We start from the raw sequence: 14084 nt of genomic DNA, 5'->3' as shown, positions 1-14084 counted from the left end.
CGCTTCGCTCCGGCATGTCGAGCGCGCTCTTGCGCGTGGTCTTCCCTCGCTGCGCTCGCTCGTTCCTCGCTCGCTCCGCTCAGTCCAGACCACGCGGCGCGCCCGACGGAGAGCACTCAACCGAATGTCGTGCGGTCGCGCACGACATTCGGCTGGGTCTCGTCGCGCCGCCCGCCGTTTCTGGACGGAGGAGCGAGCGAGGAACGAGCGAGCGGGGGAGGAAGAAACGGCGCTGGCAGGCGGCGCGACATGCCGGAGCGAAGCGACGGCCAAATCACGCAGCGATGTTGATCAGCCAGTCGACGCCGTACTTGTCCTTCAGCATCCCGAAGCTGTCGCCCCAGGGCGCCTGCTCGAGCGGCTGGTGGATGGTGGCGCCGTCGGAGAGGCCGGCCCACCACGCACGGAGGGTGTCGCCGTCCTCGGCGGGGCCGCTGATGCTGACCTGCTGGGTCTGCGGCTCGCCGGGCACGTGCTTGGGGTGGTCGGCGCCCATCAGCAGGACCGACGGGGAGACCGACAGGGCCGCGTGCATGACCCAGTCGCTCTCGCCCTCGGCCTCGGCGACGCTCGCCGCGGTACCGCCCATGTCGGCGAAGGTCATCACGCTGAGCTCGCCGCCGAGAACCGACTGGTAGAACTCCATCGCCTCGCGGGCCTGGCCGCGCCAGTTGATGTAGGGGTTGAGGTTGATCGCCATGGCTGCTCCCCGGGGTTGTGGTCCACTCGTTGTGGACGCGATGCCGGGAAGACTGTCACCTCACGATGAACTCATCGCTCCTCGGCGACTGAACTCTCTGGAGCGCTGCCCGCGGCGATCTCCCTGCGCTGCCTGGCCGCGGGGCGCTTGTGGCGCCACCACTCCCAGGCGACCGGGACGGCGGAGAAGGCGAGGATGGCGAGGGTGACGTAGTCGATGTTCTCTCCGAGCGCCGGGATCGCGGCGCCGAGGAAGTAGCCGAGCAGGGTGATCGAGACGACCCACAGCACGGCGCCGATCGCGCTCCAGGTGAAGAAGCGGCGCCGCTCCATCTGGGTGACGCCCGCGACGACGGTGATGTAGGTGCGCACGAACGGCACGAACCGGCCGATGACGAGCGCCTTGTTGCCGTGCTTGTCGAAGAAGGCGCTGGTGTTGTCGAAGTACTTCTTCTTCAGGATCCGGCCGTCGCGCTCGTAGAGCGGCGGCCCGAGCTTGCGGCCGATCTCGTAGCCCGCGACGTTGCCGGCGAACGCGGCGATCACGAGCAGGACACAGGCGATGACGAGCTCGACCGGCTCGTTGGAGATCCCGACGACGGAGTACCCCGTCTTGTTGCTGCCTGCGATGAACAGGCCGAGCGCGAACAGCAGCGTGTCGCCGGGCAGGAACGGGAAGAACAGGCCGCACTCGACGAAGACGATGGCGATCGCGATCCAGATGAAGGTGGTGCCGTACTCGTGCTGCAGCCACTCCGGGTCGAGCCACTTGATGCCGAGCAGCATGGGTACGACGAACGGGGTCGCCACCAGCGAGTTCACGATGACACGCTACCGGCCGTTGCCCAACGGGGTGGTCGTTAGGGTGCGATCCGTGGACGAGCCCAGGGACGAGGAGGAGCGCGCGCCGTACGACCCCATGCCCCACGGGCCGCCCGAGGTCGGGGTCGGGCCCTGGCCGGGCGCGTGGCCGGAGGGCCCCGGGAGCGAGGTGTACGACGAGAGGCTGCTCCGCGACGGCGACCGGCGCAATGTCGTCGACCGCTACCGGTACTGGTCCGTCGAGGCGATCGTCGCCGACCTCGACACCCGCCGCCACGGCTTCCACGTCGCCATCGAGAACTGGCAGCACGACTTCAACATCGGCACCATCGTCCGCTCCGCCAACGCCTTCCTCGCCGCCGAGGTGCACATCGTCGGCAACCGACGCTGGAACCGCCGCGGCGCCATGGTCACCGACCGCTACCAGCACGTGCGCCACCACCCGACCGTCGCCGACCTGCACGCCCACCTCGCCGAGACCGGCGTACCTCTGCTCGGCATCGACAACCTCCCCGGCTCCGCCCATCTCGAGACGATGCAGATCCCCGAACGGGTCTGCTTCCTCTTCGGTCAGGAGGGGCCCGGGCTCTCCGACGGCGCCCGCGAGGCCTGCGACGGCACCTTCTCGATCGCCCAGTTCGGCTCCACTCGGTCGATCAACGCCTCGGCCGCCGCCGCGATCGCGATGCACTCCTGGGTGCGCCAGCACGCCGACCTCGGCAGCGACGAGGCCTGGCGGGGCTAGGCGGGCTCGGTCTCCTCGAGCCGCCCCCGCAGGGCGTGCAGACCGCGCGACGTGTGGCTCTTGACCGTCCCCTCGGAGATGCCGAGCTCGGCGGCGACCTCGGCGACCGGCAGCCCCAGCCAGTGCCGCAGCAGGACCGCCGCCCGTTGCTGGGCGGGCAGAGTCTGGAGCGCGGCGACGAGCGAGTCGCGCTCCTCCACGCCGATGCCTGGTGAGGCCGCGATGTCCGGCAGCGTGTCGGTCGGCACCTCGCGGCGTACGGAGCGCCGCGACTCGTCGATCGCCGCGTTGAGCAGGATCCTGCGGACGTAGGCGTCCTCGGTCCCGTGGCGCGCGACCCGCGGCCAGGCGACGTACAGGCGCACCAGCGCGGTCTGCACCAGGTCGTCGGCACGGTGCCAGTCGCCGCACATGCCGTAGGCGATCCGGCGCAGCTGGTCGCGGCGGGCGGTGGCGAACTCGACGTACGCCGCCTCGCGCTCGGCGCGCCTCACTGCGCGGCCTCGGTGAACCCGGCCAGCTGGTAGGCGACCCAGCTGGACAGGTTGTGGTAGCCGGAGTCGGCCGATGTCTCGGTGTTGCCGCCACCGCTCTGGTCCCGGGGATCGTCCCCGCGGGCGGAGTAGCGGAAGAGCAGGACGAACGTGATGTCGCCGCCCTTGCGGAGCGCGAGCGCCACGGAGTCGGCGATCGGTTCGCTGCCTCCCGCGAACATCCCGTCGACCGGGCCGTCGATCCGGTCGACCACCTCCCAACCGTTGCGGACCAGGAGGTCGTGCTCGTCCTGTGGGTCGTAGCCGGCCGGGAAGTCGTCGTTGAGCCCCGCGGTCGAGGCCAGCCCCTCGGCGGAGACGCCAGCCGCGACCTGGACCGACCCGTCCACCTGCGTGCCCCCGAACCGCGACGTCACCGCCACTCCGGCACCGCCGATCACCAAGGCCAGCGCAAGCGCAGCCGAGCCGCGCGCGATTCGCCGGCGTCGTACGGCGCGCCGTCCGGCGCCCACCGTCGCCGCGACGTCGAAGGTCGGTGGCGGGGGCGTGCGCAGCTCGGCGCCGAGCCGGTCGGTGATGTCCTGCATCGGTCCTCCAGGGGTGGGGGGTTCACTCAAGCAGGGATACGCACGCCGACAGCGATCGGTTGTCACGGTAGGTTGAGGTGGACGTCACCGCACCCTGCGCAGGAGCCAATCGCATGCCCATCGCCACCCCTGAGAAGTACGCCGAGATGCTCGACGCCGCGAAGGCCGGCTCGTTCGCCTTCCCGGCCATCAACGTCACGTCGTCGCAGACCCTCAACGCGGCGCTCAAGGGCTTCGCCGACGCCGGCTCCGACGGCATCCTGCAGGTCTCGACCGGCGGCGCGGAGTACCTCTCCGGCCCGTCCGTCAAGGACATGGTCACCGGGTCGGTCGCCTTCGCCGCGTACGCCGCCGAGGTCGCCAAGAACTACCCGGTCAACATCGCGCTGCACACCGACCACTGCCCCAAGGACAAGCTCGACGGCTTCGTCCGGCCGCTGCTCGCCATCTCGGCCGAGCGCGTCGCCCGGGGCGAGGCGCCGCTGTTCCAGTCGCACATGTGGGACGGGTCCGCCGTACCGCTCGACGAGAACCTGCAGATCGCCGAGGAGCTGCTCGCGAAGGCCGCCGCGGCCAACGTGATCCTCGAGATCGAGGTCGGCGTCGTCGGTGGTGAGGAGGACGGCGTCGTCGGTGCGATCGACGAGAAGCTCTACACCACCCCCGAGGACGCCCTCGCCACCGTGCGGGCGCTCGGGATCGGCGAGAAGGGCCGCTACCTGACGGCCCTGACCTTCGGCAACGTGCACGGCGTCTACAAGCCCGGCAACGTCAAGCTGCGTCCCGAGATCCTGCGCGACGCGCAGGCCGCGGTCGTCGCCGAGCTCGGCCTCGCCGACGGTGCCCGGCCCTTCGACCTCGTCTTCCACGGCGGCTCCGGCTCCACGCCTGCGGAGATCGCCGCCGCGGTCGACTACGGCGTGGTGAAGATGAACATCGACACCGACACGCAGTACGCCTTCACCCGGCCCGCCGCGGACCACATGTTCCGCAACTACGACGGTGTCCTGAAGGTCGACGGCGAGGTCGGCGACAAGAAGGCCTACGACCCGCGTGCCTGGGGCAAGGCCGCCGAGGCCGGCATGGCCGCCCGCATCGTCGAGGCCACCGAGAACCTGCGCTCGGCCGGCAAGTCCGTCGGCTGAGGCACCGGTGGTCGAGGAGGTCGCGCAGCGACCGTCACGAGACCCCGGGCTCCCCACCGCGGCGGACGTCGACCGGGCGGCCGGCCTGCTCGACGCGGTCATCCCGCCGACCCCGCTGCAGCGGGCCGACCGGCTCTCCGCACTGACCGGGTACGACGTCTGGCTCAAGCGCGAGGACCTCACCCCGGTCCGCTCCTACAAGGCCCGCGGCGCCTACACCGTGCTCGCCGGGCTCTCCGAGGAGGAGCGGGCCCGGGGCGTGACCTGCGCGAGCGCCGGCAACCACGCCCAGGGCGTCGCGTTCGCTTGCGCCCGGGCCGGCGTGCACGCCACGATCTTCCTGCCCCGCACCACCCCACGGCAGAAGCGCGACCGGGTCGCCGCCCTCGGCGGTGACCAGGTCGAGGTCGTCATCGCCGGCGACCAGTACGACGACGCGGCCGTCGCCGCCGCCGACTTCGCCGCCGCCTCGGGCGCGAGCGTCGTCCCCGCCTTCGACCACCCCGGGATCATCGCCGGCCAGGGCACGGTCGCCGCCGAGATCCTCGCCCAGTCCGCCGCGCTCGGCTGGCAGCCCGACGCGCTCGTGCTCCCGGTCGGCGGCGCCGGCCTGATCGCCGGCTCCCTCACCGTCCTCGCCGAGCGGCTGCCCGGTGTACGCGTCCTCGCCGCCGAGCCCGCCGGTGCCGCCTCCCTCGCCGCGGCCCTGGCCGCCGGTGGCCCGGTCGAGCTCGGCTCCGTCGACCCGTTCGTCGACGGTGCCGCCGTACGCCGCGTCGGTGACCTCACCTACCGCGCCGTCGCCTCCGCCCGCGCCTCGGTCGACCTGTCCGCGGTCGCCGTGCCCGAGGGCCTGATCTGCGTCGAGATGCTCGACCTCTACCAGGTCGACGGCATCATCGCCGAGCCCGCCGGCGCGTTGGCGCCCGCGGCGCTCCGCCTTCCCGGCCGGGAGGGCTTGGAGGCGCTCGCCCCCGGCAGCCGGGTCGTCGTGGTCGTCTCCGGCGGCAACAACGACGTCTCCCGCTACGCCGACATCGTCGAGCGGGCCCTGGTCCACGAGGGCCTCAAGCACTACTTCCTCATCGAGTTCCCGCAGGAGCCGGGTGCCCTGCGGCGCTTCCTCGACGACGTGCTGGGGCCCGACGACGACATCACGCTCTTCGAGTACACCAAGCGCAACAACCGCGAGACCGGGCCCGCCCTGGTCGGCATCGAGATGCAGTCGCCCGCCGACCTCCCCGGGCTGCTGGCCAGGATGGAGGAGTCGCGGCTGCGGGTCGAGAAGGTGCCGCCGGACAGCCCGCTGTTCGGGTTCGTGCTCTCCTGACGGGAGCCTGGACGACAAAACTGGCGCTGGGACGAGGAAGCTTCCTCGTCCCAGCGCCAGTTTCACCGGCCGGCCGGTGAAACTGGCGGCCGCCTGAAATCCGAGCTCAGTGCCCGAACCCCTCGTGCCGCGGCTTCTCGTAGAACATCACCGCGACCAGGCCGACGGCGTACATCACCGCGGGCAGCCACAGCGACTGCTGCATCGCCTTGCTGAACAGCTCGGCCACGTGCGGGTCGGGGATCCGGGCGGCGCCGGCGTCGCCGTGGGCGGCGGCGCCGGGGAGGTAGTGGGCGAGGCGGCTGTCCATGAGGACGGCGATCGCGGCCGCGCCGAGCACCGAGCCGACCTGGCGGGTGGCGTTGTAGACGCCCGCGCCCGCGCCGGCCAGCTGGATCGGAAGGTTGCGGTTGGCAGTGGCGGCGGTGGGGGCCCAGATGAAGGCGTTCCCGATGCCGATGACGCCCATGGGCACGGCGATCTCCCACACGGAGATGCCCGGCTCCAGGCGCCACATCAGCAGCAGGAAGCCGACCAGGCTGACCGCGAAGCCGAAGCCGAGGACCTGGCGAGGGTGCATCCGGTCGGTGAGCTTGCCAACGGGCTGGGCCAGGAAGATCGACATCACGGCCATCGGCAGCATCAGCAGCGCCGCCTGGGTGGGGGAGTTGCCGCGGACGGCCTGGGCGTAGAGCATCAGCGGGAAGCCGAACGACGCGCCGATCGAGCCCATGCACATGATCGCGACGTTGGACACCGAGAAGTTGCGGTCCTTGAACAGGCTGAGCGGCACCAGCGGCTCAGCACGGTTGAACCGCTGCCACAGCACGAACGCGACGAACAGGGCGAGGCCACCGGCGATCATGGCGATGATCCAGCCGGCCCAGTCCATCTGGTGGCCCTCCTGGATGCCGAAGCAGAGCAGGAACATGGCCGCGCCCGACAGGGCGACGCCGAGCCAGTCGAACTTGTGAGCGTGGGTGGGCAGGGCGGGGACCAGGCGCCAGGCCATGACGAAGGCGACCAGGCCGACCGGGATGTTGACGAAGAAGATCCACTCCCAGCCCAGGCCGTCGGTGAGCACGCCACCCAGGATCGGGCCGACCACCATCGCCACGCCGGCAGTGGCCCCCCAGACCGCCATCGCGCTGCCCCGCTTGGCCGGCGGGAAGATGCGGGTGATGATCGCCATCGTCTGCGGCGTCATCATCGAGGCGCCGAAGCCCTGCACGACGCGGGCCAGGATCAGCGCCTCGACCGTCGTGGTCAGGCCGCACCACAGGGAGGCGAGCGTGAACACCGTGAGGCCGGCGAGGTAGAGGTACTTCGAACCGAAGCGGTCACCGAGGCGTCCCGTGATCAGCACCGGGACGGCGTACGCCAGCATGTAGGCGCTGGTGACCCACACGACGTCGTTGACCGATGCGTCGAGGTCTTCGATGATCGTCGGCGTCGCGACCGTGACGATCGTCAGGTCGACCAGGATCATGAAGAACCCGATGACCAGGGCCCACAGGGCCGGCCACGGGTTGCTCTCGGCCGCCGGGGGCGCGCTCGCCGCGGGGGAGGTGGATGCACTCTGGGTCACGAAGACAAGTCAACACCCGGACGCCGACACTGCTTCCCGCCCGCGCCAGAATGGGGCCCATGAGCATCACGCCCGGCGCCGACCTGATGGCCGGCCCCCCGCCCACCCACCTGCCCGTCGACCCCGCCGAGGCGCTCCTCGCGGAGGGCAAGGCCCCCGCGGACGTCGTACGCCGCCTGCCGTCGTCGCCCCTCGCCTGGGCGACCCTGGCCGAGCAGGCCCGCGACGGCGGGGCCGACGACGTGACGGTCTACGCCTACTCCCGCGTCGGCTACCACCGCTCGCTCGACCTGCTGCGCCGCAACGGCTGGAAGGGCAACGGGCCGGTGCCGTGGGAGCACGAGCCGAACCGCGGCTTCCTGCGCGCGCTCGGGCTCCTCGCCCTCGCCGCCCGCGCGATCGGTGAGACCGACGAGTGGGAGCGCTGCTCCGCGTTCCTGCGCGACTCCAGCCCGACGGCGTACGACGAGCTGCTGGGCTGAGCCGACCTGAGCCCAGCCGGCGGCTCGTCAGTGACGCACGAGCCGCCGGACCGGGGCGATGACCAGCGCGTTCAGCGCCGCGCCGAGCGACGGCAGCCAGAGCTTCACGTCAGCCCCGCACGGCCAACCAGGCCGCGACGACCAACAGGATCAGGCCGAGCGCGGCCGCGATCGGCAGGTCCGTGGCGCGCGAGCCCCGGTGGGCGCGGGTCGCGGCGGGGCGGTCGGCCGCCGGCACCGGCTCCGTCGCGCGGTGCTTCTGGGTCATGGGCGTGGTTCGCATGAGAGCTCCTTGTCCGAGACGTTCACCAGTCCGGACGGGGTCCGGCGGCGTTCATCACGCGGATTTCGGAGAAATCCTCAGGGAACGAGCAGCGAGCGCACCTTGTCGTGCCCCAGGGCGGCGAACAGCGTGGGCAGCCGCGGACCACGCTCGGCGTCGACGAGCAGGTGGTAGAGCAGCTTGAAGAACGCCTTCTGGTCGGCCTTGACCTCGTCGGTCGGGGCGTCGTCGAGCGTCAGCCCGCGGGCGATCTTGGGCACGCCGTAGATCACCGTGGTGAGCCCGTCGACCTGGTCGGCGGCGTCGAAGGCGGCCGCGAGCCGCTTGACCAGGAGCCCGAGCCACGCCTCCTCCTGCTCCGACAGCGACGCCAGCCGGTCGGTGTCGGCGGCCTCGCGGACCGTCGTGCGCTCCTCCGGGTCGACGTACTCGGTGATCCAGGTGGCGGCCTTCGCCAGCCGCGGCTCGAGGTCCGCCTCCGAGGCGCCGACGGTGCGCGCGGTGATCTCCCGCGAGCCGGCGGTGACGTCGGCGACCGACGACAGCATCCGGAACGGTACGACGACCGCCGGGGTCGGCAGCGTGCCCGCCGTCGACGTCGCGGAGGCCCGCTCCCAGGCGAGCACGGCGGCGTCCCGCTTCTCCGGGATCGCGGCCTTCTTCGTCAGGGCGTCCCACTCGTCGTACAGGCGCAGCACCTCCTGCCCGAAGTCGACGTTGAACGCCTGCTTGGGCTGCCGGCGCGCGTAGAGCCAGCGCAGGATCGGCGCCTCGAGGATCCGCAGCGCCTCGGCCGCGGTGGGCACGCCGCCCTTGGACGACGACATCTTCGGCATGCCGGCGACGCCGACGAACGAGTAGCCGACGAACGACGGGGCGGTGCCGCCGAAGATGGGGCCCACGATCTCCTTGCCGACGGTGTACGACGAACCGGGCGAGGCGTGGTCGACGCCGCCGGGCTCGAAGTGCACGCCCTCGAAGGTCCAGCGCATCGGCCAGTCGACCTTCCAGACCAGCTTGCCCTCGTCCTGCGTGGCGACGTTGGTGACGTAGGAGTCGCCGCACACGTCGCAGGTGTAGGCGAGGTCGGTCGTCTCGTCGTCGTAGGACGTCAGGGTGACCGTGTCGCGTCCGCAACCGCGGCAGTACGGCTTGTAGGGGAACCGGGCGAGGTCCTCGCTGGCGCCGTGGCCCTCGTCCTCATCGGCGTCCGGGGCGTCGCCGCTCTCGACCTTCTTGGTGCGGAAGCGCGCCATCACGGCCTCGATCTCGTCGCGCTTGCGGATCGCGGTGAGCACCTGCTCCCGGTAGGCGCCGGAGCGGTACATCGCGGTCTGGTCGACCTCGACCATGTCGCAGCCCATCTCGACGAGCGCGGCACGCAGGGGCGCCTTGTAGCGCTCGCCCCAGTTGGCGAACTCGCCCGTCGGGTCGGGGACGGCGGACAGCGGGCGGCCGATGTGCTCGTTCCAGGCGGTGTCGATGCCGGCCGGCACCTTGCGGAACCGGTCGTAGTCGTCCCAGCTGTGCAGGTGGCGCACGTTGATGCCGCGGCGCCGGATCTCCTCGGCCACGAAGTGGACGGTGAGGAACTCGCGCAGGTTGCCGAGGTGGATCGGCCCGGACGGGCTGATCCCGGACGCGCAGGTGACCAGGTCGGGCAGGGTGCCGCCGTTGACCTGCTCGGCGTGCCGCAGCGCCAGGTCGGCGGTCCGGGTCACCCAGTCGGCGGGGTCCTGCTGCTGGTTGCTCTGTCCACGTGCCACGGCGCCCAAGCCTATTGCGCTAGAGGTGGGGGACCACCATCGCGTACGCCGCCGGCTGCACCCGCCACGTCCGCGACCGCACCGGCCCGTCGATCTCGCCGTCGCTGTTGCACTCGAACGCGGTCCCGCTGACCCGCACCGTGCGGCCCCGCAGGATCCGGACGTCGCGGTGCTCCTCGTGCCGTGCGAACGGGAGCCGGACCAGGTAGCCCAGCCGTGCGAGAGGACCGCGCGGCGTCGCGATCAGCACGTCGACCTCGCCGTCGTGCGGCTCGGCGTCGGGGGTGAGCTCGGTGCCGCCGCCGACCGAGGCGCCGTTGCCGACGGCCACCATGAGCACCGGCTGGTCGACGTCGACGACCACCTCGCCGTCGACCTCCACCCGGACCCGCAGGCTCGGCGGGTTGATCGCGGTCTGCAGCGCCCCGATCGGGTAGCCCACCCGGCCCAGCCGCTCCTTCCACCGCGCACCCCGCTTGCCCGCCTCCGCGCCGGCGCCGAGGTGCACGCTGTTGACGGTCACCTGGCCGTCCTCGTCGACGACCAGGTCCGTGGGCCGCGGGGTGCCCGCCAGCACCACCCGCGCCGCCTCCTCGGGCTCGAGCGGCAGGCCGAGCGTGCGGGCGAAGTCGTTGCCGGTCCCGAGCGGGACCAGGGCGAGCTCCCTGCCGGCCAGGTCGCCGCGGGAGTGCAGCGCCTGCACCACCGCGTGGATGCTGCCGTCCCCGCCGGCAACCACGATCCTGCGGTCGCCCGCGTCCTCCAGCACGTCGTCGAGCTCATCCTCGGAGGAGGTGGCGGCCACCTCGACCTCGGCGCCCTCCCGGAGCACCGCGAGCGCGGCGTCGACGGCCTCCCGGTCCGCCGTACCGGCCTCGCCGTTGGTGATCAGCAGCAGTCTCGTGGCCACGCGCCCACCCTAGGCATTGGCAGAACTTGCCGACGTACCCCGGGCGCGGCCGTGGTTGTATCCGCGTCATGAGCACGCCCCGACGCTGGACCGCCCGCGAGCTGATCGACCTCGTCCTGGACGAGGGCTCCTACGAGTCGTGGGACACGCCGGTCGACATCAGCGGGCACGGCGAGGACTACCGGGCCGAGCTGCGCGCCGCCGCGGAGAAGGCCGGGACGGACGAGTCGGTGCTGACCGGCCGCGGCACGGTGCGCGGGCGGCCGGTGGCGTTCGTGGTCAACGAGTTCCGCTTCCTGGCCGGCTCGATCGGCGTCGCGGCGGCGACCCGGATCGCGGCCGCCGTACGCCGGGCGACGGCGGAGGGCCTGCCGGTGCTGGCGAGCACGTCGTCGGGCGGCACCCGGATGCAGGAGGGCACCCGGGCGTTCGTGCAGATGGTCGAGATCTCGCGGGCGCTGATGGAGCACCGCGCCGCCGGCCTGCCGTACCTCGTCCACCTGCGCCACCCCACCACGGGCGGCGTCTACGCGTCGTGGGGCTCGCTCGGGCATGTCACGGTCGCCGAGCCGGGCGCTCTGGTCGGCTTCCTCGGCCCGAAGGTCTACGAAGCGCTCAACGGCCGCCCGTTCCCCGAGGGCGTCCAGCTGGCCGAGAACCTCGCCGCCCACGGTGTCATCGACGCGGTCATCCCCGTGGAGAGCATCCCGGCGCTCGTCGACCACGCCCTCGGCGTGCTCGTCGACCCGCCGTCGTCGCCCGAGCTCGACCGGCGCGATCCGGTCACCCGCGGCACCACCCTGGACCACCCGGTCTGGGAGGACATCGAGGCGACCCGGGCGCCGGGGCGGGTCGGCGTACGGGACCTGATCAGGTACGGCGCCGCCAGCACGCTGCGGCTCAAGGGCACCGACGAGGGCGAGCGTGACGACTCGGTGCTCATCGCGCTGACCCGCCTCGACGGCCAGCCGTGCGTCCTGGTCGGCCAGGACCGCTCCCGCCAGACACCGGCGACCCCGATGGGGCCGGGTGCGCTGCGCGAGGCCCGGCGGGCGATGGAGCTCGCCGAGGAGCTGCGGCTGCCGCTGGTCACCGTGATCGACACCCCCGGCGCCGAGCTGTCGCAGCACGCCGAGGAGGGCGCGATGGCGGGCGAGATCGCCCGCTGCATCGCCGGGCTGGTGACCATGACCGTGCCGACCGTCTCGGTGATCCTCGGCCAGGGCTGCGGCGGAGGCGCGCTCGCGCTGCTGCCCGCGAAGACGGTGCTCGCGACCGAGCGCGGTTGGCTCTCGCCACTCCCGCCCGAGGGCGCGAGCGTCATCGTCCACGGCGAGCCGTCGCGGGCCGCCGAGATGGCCGCCCAGCAGAAGGTCGGCGCGCTCGACCTGCTCGCGGACGGCGACGTCCACGGCGTCGTCCCCGAGGCCGACGGTGACACCCCCGAGACCCTCGCCCGGGCCGTCGTCGCGGAGATCGCCGCCCGCCTCGCCGACCCGGCTCGAACTGGCTCCTAACGCCCGCCGACCCGGCTCGAACTGCTCTGAAATCCCGCCGACCCGGCAGAAAGTGTCTTGCTCATGAGGCACTTTCTGCCGGGTCGGCGCGTTTCCGGCGCCACTCTGCGCCGGGTCAGCGGAAGATCCGGACCACTTTGTGCCGGGTCGGCGAGGCCGGAACAGTCAGCTGACGGCCATGTCCTCGCCGGACCAGAACGCCCGCATGCTGGTGATCCGGCCGTCGTCGTCGAAGGTCATCACGTCGATCGGGGCGAGGGTGAACGTCTGGTCGCCGGCCTTGGTGGCCAGCTCGAAGGAGAAGGCCGCCTCGTTGCCGGCGACGCGGGCGAACAGCAGGCGGCCGGACTGCTCGAGGCCGTCGAGGGTGCCGTAGAACGAGGCGATCTGCTCGCGGGTGGTCAGTACGTCGGAGCCGACCGGGTCCTCGAGGGTGGCGCCGTCGGCGTACAGCGCCACGACGTCGGCCGAGGAGCCGGTCGCGACGAGGTCGACGTACTTCTGGATGGTCTCGAGGATGGTCTCGCGGCTGGCGCCCATGGCTGCTCCTAGATCTAGAACACGTTCTAGTTGAGCATAGGGGATGCGCCCTTCGGTGAGGGCGTCAGTCGTGCCGACCCGCCCGCGACCGGACTGCTTGGCCTCGTAGAGCGCGGCGTCGGCGGCGGAGTACAGGGACCGCAGGTCGTCGCCGTGGGTGGGCATGTGGGCGCAGCCGAGGCTGACCGAGACGTCGAGCTGGGTGCCGTCGCCGACGACGAACGTCCGGTCGCGTACGGCGGCCAGGATCTCCTCGGCGCGGGCGAGGGCCGCGTCGAGGCCACATCCCGGGAGCAGCACGGCGATCTCGTCGCCGCCGAGGCGGCACACGACATCGGTCGGGCGGCTGTGCTCGAGCAGCAGGCCGGCGAGCTGCACCAGCACCTCGTCTCCCGCGGGGTGGCCGTGCCCGTCGTTGATCGCCTTGTAGTGGTCGACGTCGATGAGGACGAGTGCGGTGCCGGCGTCGCTGTGCGCGCCGGACAGTGCGGACGCCGCGGCCTTCTCGAGCACCCGTCGCGTCGACAGGCCGGTGAGCGGGTCGACCGCCGCCATCCGCTCGAGCTGGGCGACCGTGCGGGCGTGCCGCTCGCTGGCCACGGCCAGCAGGACCGCGGAGGTGACGAGGGCGGCGCTCACGTAGACGGCGTCCACGACGGCCGCGCGCGCCGGCAGCTGGGTGAGGACGACGACCAGCTCGCCACTCACGGACGCCGCGGTCAGCAGGGCTGCGCCGGGCGGGCGCAGCTGGGAGGCGCCGTACAGCGCCGGGAAGAGGAAGAAGGCCTGTGCCGAGACGCCGCTGTCGTGGGTCAGCAGGTCGATCGCGGCCAGGGCCCCGACGGCGAGCAGCGGCCCGAACGCCCAGCCGAGGCGGTGCCGCTCGTCGAACCGGCGCGCCAGGATGCTGAACGCGATCACCAGCGCCACCAGACCGCCCGCGACCGCGATCCCGGACCGGCCGAGGTCCTCGTGCTGCAGGGGCGCGGTGAGGACCGCCACGCCGGCGCCGACCGCGCACAGCGTCGAGACGGAACGGGCGGCGGCGCGGTGGCTGCGGGGCTGCATCCAGTGGACGACGTTCATGGGGCATCCGAGACAGGTGAGGACGGTCGGAGTTCGACGGTAAGCGGGGAGGAGCGTGCGGATCCGGTGATCGCGCAGGCCCGGCACCAC

The 14084-nt window shown here is 72.2% G+C and carries 14 protein-coding genes; 5 read left to right on the top strand and 9 right to left on the bottom strand.

Going from position 1 to position 14084, the window contains the following annotated elements; all coding sequences use genetic code 11:
* Window positions 1-274: 274 nt before the first annotated feature.
* Window positions 275-700 (bottom strand): VOC family protein, encoded by a 426-nt coding sequence (locus QI633_RS23095; protein WP_141797179.1) that lies wholly within the window; start codon window positions 698-700, stop codon window positions 275-277.
* A 71-nt stretch (window positions 701-771) separates the two neighbouring features.
* A complete protein-coding gene (locus QI633_RS23090) occupies window positions 772-1521 on the bottom strand; it encodes a VTT domain-containing protein (protein WP_260805764.1) in 750 nt (249 codons plus the stop codon).
* A gap of 97 nt (window positions 1522-1618) precedes the next feature.
* On the opposite strand from QI633_RS23090, the gene QI633_RS23085 reads away from it, so the two are divergent.
* Window positions 1619-2266 (top strand): TrmH family RNA methyltransferase, encoded by a 648-nt coding sequence (locus QI633_RS23085; protein WP_141800869.1) that lies wholly within the window; start codon window positions 1619-1621, stop codon window positions 2264-2266.
* On the opposite strand, the gene QI633_RS23080 is transcribed toward QI633_RS23085, so the two are convergent.
* Both QI633_RS23080 and QI633_RS23075 read right to left on the bottom strand, forming a co-directional pair.
* The gene (locus QI633_RS23080; RefSeq protein ID WP_141797180.1) at window positions 2263-2760 is read right to left on the bottom strand and encodes a SigE family RNA polymerase sigma factor; all 498 of its coding nucleotides are present in this window, start codon (window positions 2758-2760) and stop codon (window positions 2263-2265) included. The genes QI633_RS23085 and QI633_RS23080 overlap by 4 nt on opposite strands.
* Window positions 2757-3347 (bottom strand): hypothetical protein, encoded by a 591-nt coding sequence (locus QI633_RS23075; RefSeq protein ID WP_282427194.1) that lies wholly within the window; start codon window positions 3345-3347, stop codon window positions 2757-2759. Before QI633_RS23075 ends, QI633_RS23080 begins: the two co-directional genes overlap by 4 nt.
* 113 nt (window positions 3348-3460) lie before the next feature.
* On the opposite strand from QI633_RS23075, the gene fbaA reads away from it, so the two are divergent.
* Both fbaA and ilvA read left to right on the top strand, forming a co-directional pair.
* A complete protein-coding gene (gene fbaA, locus QI633_RS23070) occupies window positions 3461-4492 on the top strand; it encodes a class II fructose-bisphosphate aldolase (RefSeq protein ID WP_282427193.1) in 1032 nt (343 codons plus the stop codon).
* A gap of 7 nt (window positions 4493-4499) precedes the next feature.
* Entirely contained in the window at window positions 4500-5822 is a 1323-nt protein-coding gene (ilvA, locus tag QI633_RS23065) for a threonine ammonia-lyase IlvA (RefSeq protein WP_141797183.1), read from the top strand.
* A gap of 106 nt (window positions 5823-5928) precedes the next feature.
* On the opposite strand, the gene QI633_RS23060 is transcribed toward ilvA, so the two are convergent.
* Complete coding sequence (locus tag QI633_RS23060) at window positions 5929-7410, bottom strand: DHA2 family efflux MFS transporter permease subunit (RefSeq protein ID WP_282427192.1); 1482 nt, start codon at window positions 7408-7410, stop codon at window positions 5929-5931.
* A gap of 59 nt (window positions 7411-7469) precedes the next feature.
* Here QI633_RS23060 and QI633_RS23055 point away from each other — a divergent pair, with 59 nt between their 5' ends.
* Window positions 7470-7892, top strand: coding sequence for a DUF3151 domain-containing protein (locus tag QI633_RS23055; protein WP_141797185.1), 423 nt, complete (start codon window positions 7470-7472; stop codon window positions 7890-7892).
* 109 nt (window positions 7893-8001) lie between these two features.
* Here QI633_RS23055 and QI633_RS23050 read toward each other — a convergent pair whose 3' ends face one another.
* From QI633_RS23050 to QI633_RS23040, 3 genes are all read right to left on the bottom strand, one after another.
* Window positions 8002-8175, bottom strand: coding sequence for a hypothetical protein (locus QI633_RS23050; RefSeq protein ID WP_160158166.1), 174 nt, complete (start codon window positions 8173-8175; stop codon window positions 8002-8004).
* Between the two features lie 77 nt (window positions 8176-8252).
* Window positions 8253-9941, bottom strand: coding sequence for a lysine--tRNA ligase (lysS, locus tag QI633_RS23045; protein ID WP_141797186.1), 1689 nt, complete (start codon window positions 9939-9941; stop codon window positions 8253-8255).
* Between the two features lie 19 nt (window positions 9942-9960).
* The gene (locus tag QI633_RS23040; protein WP_260805765.1) at window positions 9961-10851 is read right to left on the bottom strand and encodes a diacylglycerol kinase family protein; all 891 of its coding nucleotides are present in this window, start codon (window positions 10849-10851) and stop codon (window positions 9961-9963) included.
* A gap of 68 nt (window positions 10852-10919) precedes the next feature.
* Here QI633_RS23040 and QI633_RS23035 point away from each other — a divergent pair, with 68 nt between their 5' ends.
* On the top strand, window positions 10920-12368 hold the full coding sequence (locus tag QI633_RS23035) for a carboxyl transferase domain-containing protein (protein ID WP_282427191.1): 1449 nt from the start codon (window positions 10920-10922) through the stop codon (window positions 12366-12368).
* Between the two features lie 165 nt (window positions 12369-12533).
* On the opposite strand, the gene QI633_RS23030 is transcribed toward QI633_RS23035, so the two are convergent.
* Complete coding sequence (locus QI633_RS23030; RefSeq protein ID WP_282427190.1) at window positions 12534-13994, bottom strand: diguanylate cyclase; 1461 nt, start codon at window positions 13992-13994, stop codon at window positions 12534-12536.
* Window positions 13995-14084: the final 90 nt, after the last annotated feature.

The sequence above is a fragment of the Nocardioides sp. QY071 genome (assembly GCF_029961765.1).
Classification (GTDB): Bacteria; Actinomycetota; Actinomycetes; order Propionibacteriales; family Nocardioidaceae; genus Nocardioides.
The sequence above is the reverse complement of the archived record's forward strand: the minus strand, read 5'-3'. Positions and strand labels throughout refer to the sequence as shown.

Coding starts and splice junctions, on each gene's coding strand:
- QI633_RS23095 (WP_141797179.1), bottom strand. CDS start 700: ATGGCGATCAACCTCAACCCCTACATCAACTGGCGCGGCCAGGCCCGC.
- QI633_RS23085 (WP_141800869.1), top strand. CDS start 1,619: ATGCCCCACGGGCCGCCCGAGGTCGGGGTCGGGCCCTGGCCGGGCGCG.
- QI633_RS23075 (WP_282427194.1), bottom strand. CDS start 3,347: ATGCAGGACATCACCGACCGGCTCGGCGCCGAGCTGCGCACGCCCCCG.
- fbaA (WP_282427193.1), top strand. CDS start 3,461: ATGCCCATCGCCACCCCTGAGAAGTACGCCGAGATGCTCGACGCCGCG.
- QI633_RS23055 (WP_141797185.1), top strand. CDS start 7,470: ATGAGCATCACGCCCGGCGCCGACCTGATGGCCGGCCCCCCGCCCACC.
- QI633_RS23050 (WP_160158166.1), bottom strand. CDS start 8,175: ATGCGAACCACGCCCATGACCCAGAAGCACCGCGCGACGGAGCCGGTG.
- QI633_RS23035 (WP_282427191.1), top strand. CDS start 10,920: ATGAGCACGCCCCGACGCTGGACCGCCCGCGAGCTGATCGACCTCGTC.
- QI633_RS23030 (WP_282427190.1), bottom strand. CDS start 13,994: ATGAACGTCGTCCACTGGATGCAGCCCCGCAGCCACCGCGCCGCCGCC.